3 protein-coding genes are annotated in these 4,586 nt (G+C 50.4%); 2 read left to right on the forward strand and 1 reads right to left on the reverse strand.

Annotated elements, in window-relative coordinates; all coding sequences use genetic code 11:
- Both QZP87_RS11615 and QZP87_RS11620 read left to right on the forward strand, forming a co-directional pair.
- The coding region (locus QZP87_RS11615; RefSeq protein WP_291323089.1) for a TIGR03936 family radical SAM-associated protein at nt 1–1,119 on the forward strand (1,119 nt) is incomplete at its 5' end.
- Between the two features lie 143 nt (nt 1,120–1,262).
- Nucleotides 1,263–1,721 carry an RT0821/Lpp0805 family surface protein gene (locus QZP87_RS11620; RefSeq protein ID WP_291323090.1) on the forward strand — a complete coding sequence of 153 codons (459 nt, stop codon included), beginning with the start codon at nt 1,263–1,265 and terminating at the stop codon, nt 1,719–1,721.
- 684 nt (nt 1,722–2,405) lie between these two features.
- Here the strand turns inward: QZP87_RS11620 and QZP87_RS11625 are convergent.
- The gene (locus QZP87_RS11625) at nt 2,406–4,064 is read right to left on the reverse strand and encodes a diguanylate cyclase (RefSeq protein WP_291323091.1); all 1,659 of its coding nucleotides are present in this window, start codon (nt 4,062–4,064) and stop codon (nt 2,406–2,408) included.
- Between the last annotated feature and the right edge of the window lie 522 nt (nt 4,065–4,586).

Below are 4,586 nucleotides of genomic sequence, written 5' to 3' on the forward strand. Positions count from 1 at the left end.
AACCTCAAGTGGCACGATCCGGAGATGAGTCTTCTGGAAGGGATATTTTCCAGGGGAGGCCGCGAACTCTCGCAGGTAGTGGCCAGGGCTTACGCCCGGGGTGAGACCTTTACCAGCTGGAGCGACTGTTTTCGCCTTGAGCCCTGGCTGGACATCATGGATAAAAGCGGTCTCTCCCCGGATACTTATCTGCGGGCCAGGGACACTGATGAACCCCTGCCCTGGGACCACCTGCAAAGCGGCATGGAGCGCAGATACCTTTTGACCGAATCCAGAAGGGGCCATCAGGCCCGGACCAGCAAGGACTGCCGCTATCACGTCTGCCGCATGTGCGGTGTCTGCGACAAAAAATCCAGACCTTCCAGTTTGCGCAAAGTCAACCAGGCCCCATCCATTTCCAATGTCTTGAACCGGGATTTCCGGGACCAGGAACATGATACTGAAGATTTTAATAACTCTGATACCCTGGAACAGAAAGACTTAAGCCCCAAAACCGCCCACCTGCGCATCTGGTATAAAAAGACCGGGCTGTGCATTTCCCTGAGCCAGCTGGAGCTGCAGTCCCTGCTGGAGAGGGCCATGCGGCGGGCGGGCTGGCCGCTTAGCTTTTCCACTGGCTTCAGGCCCGCCCCGGTGATAACCTTCGGCCGGGCCCTGCCCGTAGGGGTGTCCAGCTTGGCGGAATGGTACAATATTTACCTGAGAAAACACTTAGACAGCAGCCACCTCCTAAACAGCCTAAACAGAGAACTGCCCCGGGGCATGCACGCCTTTGCCTTAGAACACCTGAGCCAGGGCCGCAGGCAGCCCCAGTCCATCCAGGAAGAATTCCAGGTGGAACTGGACCTGTCAGGGGAAGACCTGCAAAAAGCAATGACCACCTGGGAAAATTACAGGTCCGCGCCTGAATTCCTGGTTCAAAAACAGACCAAAAAAGGACTCTCCACAAAAGACCTGTGCTTATACCACAAACATTCCCACTGGGAGAAAAACAGCCTGAAAGTGGTTTTTACCTGGGAAAAGGACTATTTAAGCCCCCTTTTTATCCTGCAAAGCATTTTTTCAGACCTGGGCCAGGAAAAAATGTACATCACCAAGACCCGTCAGATTATGGACTGATTCCGGGACAATAAATCTTTTGAACAGGGCAATTCGCAGATTCCCATTGCCTTTCTTCTTCGCATGAGCTATAATAGACATTACAGCGATACTTTTTTTACCAACGCTCTGTATCAACTTTAAGACCCCTGGAGGATATTATCATGCGTTATTTTGTTGTCTTGACCCTGGCAGTCATGCTGCTGGCGGGCTGCACCACCCAGAAACATACCGTGGGCGGGGCGGCTCTGGGCGGAATCGGCGGGGGAGTAATCGGTTCCCAGATCGGCAAAGGCACCGGTCAGACCGCGGCCATCATCGGAGGAACCCTCCTGGGTGCGGCCCTGGGAGGATATGTGGGCAGCTATCTGGACCGTATGGATGAGATGGACCGGCGCAACATGAACCAGGCCCTGGAGACCAAACCAACAGGGACTACTTCCCAGTGGCACAACCCCGATACACAGACGGCTTACGCCGTGACCCCTATCGAAACTTACCAGAGAAAAGACGGGCGTTACTGCAGGGAATACTACACCGATGTTCAGATCGGAGGGGAAACCGAAAGGGCTTACGGCACCGCATGCCGCATGCCTGACGGAGTCTGGGAGATTGTCAACTGATATGAAATTCTTCCCGGTTGAATCCTTGCCCGGTTGAATCTCTTTGCATTCAACCGGGTCTTCCATTTCACTGGGGTCAAAAAAATCGAGCAAAGACGGGGTTCAGTGCTTGGCAGTGCTTCCAGCCCGGAGGGGGACTTTTCTGCACCTTTTATCTCGAAAATTTTTCTTGTTTTTTGTGACCCCGGTTAAACCCTGCTCCGCACGAACGCTTTTGAGCGTTGTTTTAACGGCAGGCAGGGTTTCAGAAGTAAGTCACTGGGCTTTTTCCGCGACCCTGCGTGGAAAAAGAGGCCCCTTCGGGGCATCATCCGGTTCACCCTTGCAGGACACGTTGAGCACGGGGACTGGCTCTCCAAGCATTTATTTTTATTATCTTTTTTGGCAGATCAATATGTCTTTTGGGCCAGACCAGATATCTATCCAAATTTATTGACTTTATTTCTTTCAACGTATCTGTTTAGCGTTTTGCATATGGCATGGGGACTGGCTCTTTTTCCGAACTCAAACCGTAAAAATGTCTGAGCTCCCGTCGGCAAAAGAGCCAGTTCCCTTCGAGTTCACATAAAGTGTCGCTGTAGTGATAACAGCTGTAAATTATTACAACAAATAGTGCCGGGACTGTCCCATTTTTGGACAGGGGCATCTTAAATCGGGTTGCGGGCATAGCCCGCATTGGTGTTATCAGCCTCTGAAAAAACAGTAGGTGAGCTCTGGGTCATTCTTCGCCCGGTACATGCACTCATCCGCCTTTTTTATCAGCTCCGCAGCATCCTGGGCATCGTCGGGATAAATGCTGATCCCCATACTGCAGCACTGATTGATTCTGACACCTTCAAGCACAAAATCCTTCTGCATTTCTTCAGTGACTTTCCCTGCCACCCTGTGCACGTCTTGAGCGGACATAATATTACCAAGAATCATTACGAACTCGTCACCACCATATCTGGCAACTGTATCGCTTTTTCGTACACATTTGAGCAAACGCTGACCTACCTGAAAAAGCAGTTTATCGCCTACCATGTGCCCGTAGATATCATTCACCGGCTTGAATTCATTCAAGTCAGAAAAAATCAGACCTACCTTGTTCCCGTAGCGTGAAGCCTGTGAAAAAGCATGCTCAAGCCTGTCCAGAAAAAGTTCGCGGTTCGGCAGTCCCGTAAGATAGTCATGCATAGCCCTGTAAGCCATTTCTTCCTGGGCTTTTTTAATCAGGGTTATATCAGAAAGCATAGCGTACCATAGCTTTTCCTGTCTGTAGCTGTACGGAACCGTGCTGATTCTGATCCATTTGCAGGACTGGTCGATGTCCTTTACCCTGAACTCGGCGTCAAAAGGCATTTCGTCGTTAAGACTGGCACTCAGATTGGAATAAACCCGGTGTGCATCATCGGGAGGAACATTTTCCCATACCTTGCCGGGATCCTGCAGCACTTCATCGGGTCCGACACCCATAAGTTCGGTAATGCCCTGGCTTACAAACAGGGGCAGGGGGTCCCCCTCTGCATCAACCCCGTACTGAATCACTGCTCCGGGCATGTGTGCCATAACTTCTTTAAGGAGTTTTTCGCTCCTTTCAAGGGCCTGCCGACCTTTTTGCACGTCTGTTACATCCTGGGCTATTTCGACAATGCTCACCATTGTGTTTTCATGATCCTTCACTGGGTAGGCCCTAACATCCCAAATCCTGCCATCCGGAGTGTCTACAATAGCGTGGTCCGGTTTTTCACTCTCAAGCGATCTTGTCACCGGACACTTATGGCAGAACCGTTCCCTTTCGCCCCAGAGACTGTAGCATTTTTGTCCAATGAGATCATCCAGGACAAGGTTCAGACTGTCTGCTACAGCCTGGTTGGCCCAGAGTATGGTCATCTCCCTGTCCATGCACAGCACCAACTCATGGATACTGTTCAGAACCATTTCGTACCATTCTTTATGTTCTTCCAGATTGATTTCTGCATGCCTGATGCGGAGCATGGCCTGTATCTGGGCCAGAAGCTCCCTGGGCATGACCGGCTTGACGAGATAACCGTCCGCCCCTGTTTCCAGCCCCTGAGCTCTGTCGTCGGAATCGGTCTGGACAGCGGAAATCAATATGACATAGGTTGACTGTAATTCTGTTGTAGACTTGATCTCACGACATATCTCCAGCCCCCCTATATCCGGAAGCATGACGTCAAGTAAAACCAGGGCGGGTTTTATGGAGTGTACCAGTTTCAGTGCCTGACGTCCGGTTGAGGCTTTTCGCACCCTGTAGCCGGCGCTTTTTAGAACCCTTTCAATCTGGTACAGTGTGGTGGGATCATCGTCCACCACCAGAATTTCTGTTGCTTCAGGGTTCATATCCCGGTCTCATTCTGTTGTTTTGCATAACACTACAGCGACACTTTCCAGCCATAATAAAGTGTTGCTGTAGTGATAGTAATTGCTCCAAAATTCTGGCGGCAAAAGAGCCAGTCCCCGGAGGTCAATCATAAGTTTCGCTGTAGTGTTAATGGTTACGATACATCAACAGGCACTCAATATCCTCTCAGTCTGTTTATTCATATTGGCAAATAAATCAGATAAAATCAATTAGGTGCTAGGCTTTTTCCGCGACCCTGCGCGGAAAAAGTGGCCCCTTCGGGGCAACATCCGAAAAAGGAAGGGAGTTCATACAACCACCTCCGGCCTTAAGAAGTGTGGGAGTAAGGGCGTATGGGAGTATGGGCGTATGGGAGTCAAAATATCTTTACACCCACACTTGGATACCCCCATACACCCATACTTTCTTACTAAGGGAGGGGAGTTTACGCCGTGCGCGTGATCCTATCTAGAGGGGCAGGATATCAGAAAAAGTTACCAACATGTTTGTTTGAAATTTGT

Source organism: Desulfonatronospira sp. (genome assembly GCA_003563255.1).
In the GTDB taxonomy this organism is placed as follows: Bacteria; Desulfobacterota; Desulfovibrionia; order Desulfovibrionales; family Desulfonatronovibrionaceae; genus Desulfonatronospira.

Coding starts and splice junctions, on each gene's coding strand:
- QZP87_RS11625 (WP_291323091.1), bottom strand. CDS start 4,064: ATGAACCCTGAAGCAACAGAAATTCTGGTGGTGGACGATGATCCCACC.
- QZP87_RS11620 (WP_291323090.1), top strand. CDS start 1,263: ATGCGTTATTTTGTTGTCTTGACCCTGGCAGTCATGCTGCTGGCGGGC.